Raw genomic sequence first — 2,112 nt, 5'->3', positions numbered from 1 at the left:
ATGGCGCACCCGAGAGGATTCGAACCTCTGGCCTTTGGCTCCGGAGGCCAACGCTCTATCCAGCTGAGCTACGGGTGCATCGTTCCTGTAATTATATCAAATCGGCTTGATCGTTTCGACAGTCGCATCGGCGATATACTTCCCGTCTTCAAGACGGATGCGATCTCCCGCTTTCAATCTCTCCAGCGGCGTCATCTTCCCCTCTTTGACCACCTGGACGAAACCGGGCTGGAGCTTCAGCTTCGGATCGAGCGATGTCAGTTGAGCCTGCAGACTCCGAAGCTGCTGCTCTTTGCTCTGCAACAGATGGGTTTCGGCCATCCGCATCTGGGCACGAAGCGGAACCAGCGTCTCCCTTCTCTTCTCCATCAGATGGGATATCTGCCGCGTCAACTGTTTTTTGAGATCCTCCACGAGAGATAGCTGCATGTCGATTTTCCGACCGATGGCGTGCTGTTCCATCCTGCTCAGCAGATGGCGAAGCGTCTCCTCCTTCAAAACCAGAATCTGATACATCCGGCTCCGCATCCGCTCCATCGCTTCGTCCAGCCCCATCAGCACTTCGGTTTTGTCCGGCAGTATCTGCTCCATCGCCGCACTGGGAGTCGGCGCTCTCATATCGGCGACGAAGTCGGAGATCAGCGTATCGACCTCGTGTCCCACGGCGGAGACGACGGGTGTCTCGCAGGCGGCGATCGCCCGGGCGACAACCTCCTCGTTGAAAGCCCAGAGATCCTCCAGGCTCCCTCCGCCCCGTCCCACGACGATGACATCGGCTCCCAGCCTGTCGGCGTAGGCGATATGCCTCGCGATCTCCGCCGCCGCTTCGGCTCCCTGAACCAGCGTATCGATCAGGGTGATCTTCACCAGCGGCCACCGCTTCGTGGCGACCCGGATCATATCCTGGATCGCCGCCCCGGTTTTGGAGGTGACGACGACGATGTGTCGGACGGTTTTGGGCATCTTTTTTTTCCGCTCCGGTGCGAAGAGCCCCTCTTCCATCAGACGTCTTTTGAGCTGCTCGAAGGCCACGGCCAGAGCGCCCGCTCCGTAGGGCTCGGCCGTCTGTACCATCATCTGGTAGTTGCCACGCGGCACATAGACGGTGATGGCGCCTGAAAGCACCACATGCTGCCCCTCTTCGAGACGGAACTTCAGGCGCTGGGCGTTGGAGCGGAACATGACGCAGCTGAGCGAACTTCTCGCATCCTTGATCGTGAAGTAGATATGGCCGCTGGTGTGGTAGGTGACGCGGGAGAGCTCCCCCTCCACCCGTATCTGGACGAAGGTCGACTCCAGCAGCGATTTGATCTGTTCGTTGATTTCGGAGACGGTGAGAGTTTGCATGGTTATTCGGAAATCGGAAACCGGAAATCGGAAATCGGCCGCATAGGGTTACTTCCTGGCGATCAGAAGCGTGGAGATGCCCATGGAGAAGGCCTGGGTATGCATGACGGTAAAGCCGGCGGTTTCGAGCTCGTTTTTGAGCATGCCGGTGGTCAGAAACCCTTCGATGGAGTCGGGCAGATACCTGTAGGCCGCGTAGTTCCTGCTTACGAGTCCGCCCAGTGTCGGAAGGACGTTATGCATGTAGAAATCGACGATCTTGCCTTTCAACCCACGATCTTCGCGCTTGGTGAATTCCAGAATCACCACCATGCCGCCGGGTTTGAGCACCCTGTAAAATTCGTCGATCGCCTCCTGGCGGTCGACGACGTTTCTTATGCCGTAGCTGATGGAGAGGATGTCCGCGGTGTTCTCCCCGATCGGCATCTCCTGGGCTTTGGCCACGACGAATTCGGCATAGTCGACCTTCTCCTTCGCCACCTTGAGCATCCCCTCCGAAGGATCGACCCCGATGAAACGGGAGATTTTCGCCCCGGCCGCCTCGGCACGGTCTCTCCACCACTGCAGCATATCTCCGGTCCCGCACGCCACGTCGAGCACCGTCAGATCCTCGCTACGATCCAGCAGCTGCAGTGTCCTGTCGCAGGCACGCTTGCGCCACGAACGGTCGATCCCCATACTCAGAATGCGGTTGGTCACATCGTAGGTCGACGCGATCTCGTCGAACATCGAAACGATCTTTTCCTGTTTTTGCTGTTTGTCCAT

2 protein-coding genes and 1 tRNA gene are annotated in these 2,112 nt (G+C 58.3%); all 3 read right to left on the bottom strand.

Going from position 1 to position 2,112, the window contains the following annotated elements; all coding sequences use genetic code 11:
• Nucleotide 1 precedes the first annotated feature (1 nt).
• The 3 genes from Q1K23_RS02955 to ubiE all read right to left on the bottom strand — a co-directional run bounded on the left by Q1K23_RS02955 (nt 2) and on the right by ubiE (nt 2,112).
• Nucleotides 2-78, bottom strand: a tRNA-Arg gene (locus tag Q1K23_RS02955).
• A gap of 18 nt (nt 79-96) precedes the next feature.
• Nucleotides 97-1,347 (bottom strand): exodeoxyribonuclease VII large subunit, encoded by a 1,251-nt coding sequence (gene xseA / locus Q1K23_RS02950; protein ID WP_300362170.1) that lies wholly within the window; start codon nt 1,345-1,347, stop codon nt 97-99.
• 48 nt (nt 1,348-1,395) lie between these two features.
• On the bottom strand, nt 1,396-2,112 hold the full coding sequence (gene ubiE / locus Q1K23_RS02945) for a bifunctional demethylmenaquinone methyltransferase/2-methoxy-6-polyprenyl-1,4-benzoquinol methylase UbiE (RefSeq protein WP_300362167.1): 717 nt from the start codon (nt 2,110-2,112) through the stop codon (nt 1,396-1,398).

This window comes from Hydrogenimonas sp. (assembly GCF_029933015.1).
Lineage (GTDB): Bacteria > Campylobacterota > Campylobacteria > Campylobacterales > Hydrogenimonadaceae > Hydrogenimonas.
This window is presented reverse-complemented; position numbering and strand designations above follow the sequence as displayed.

Bases quoted from the DNA above. Each gene is read 5' to 3' on its own strand.
- xseA (WP_300362170.1), bottom strand. From the start codon at position 1,347: ATGCAAACTCTCACCGTCTCCGAAATCAACGAACAGATCAAATCGCTG.
- ubiE (WP_300362167.1), bottom strand. From the start codon at position 2,112: ATGGACAAACAGCAAAAACAGGAAAAGATCGTTTCGATGTTCGACGAG.